The sequence below is a fragment of the Halalkalibacter flavus genome, from assembly GCF_036663575.1.
Taxonomy (GTDB): domain Bacteria; phylum Bacillota; class Bacilli; order Bacillales; family Bacillaceae_D; genus Halalkalibacter; species Halalkalibacter flavus.
Map to the genome: position 1 here is coordinate 1 of NZ_JAWRVK010000320.1, position 253 is coordinate 253.

1 protein-coding gene is annotated in these 253 nt (G+C 44.7%); it reads right to left on the reverse strand.

Annotation, left to right across the window (positions count from 1 at the left end; translation table 11 throughout):
* A partial coding sequence (locus SAY88_RS25335; RefSeq protein WP_332635201.1) for an IS30 family transposase occupies positions 1 to 253 on the reverse strand: 253 nt, incomplete at both ends.

The following is a 253-nucleotide window of genomic DNA, read 5'->3' on the forward strand; positions in this document are numbered from 1 at the left end:
GAATAAACCGTCGCAAAACTCGGTTACGGTTTTCATTACTACCGCGTTCATGTGGTAAATAAGCATGGGCAAAATAAACCTGAGTACCTGTTAGCTGTTCAATTGTCTGATAGTTAGCGAACTCTTTACCATGATCCACGGTAAGCGTCTTGAGCTTGTCTTGATGTTGACTAGCTAGTTCAAGTACGGCTTGAGTCATGGACTGACTGTCGCGACCATGGAGCCGTTTAACAATTGTCAGGCGACTCTTACG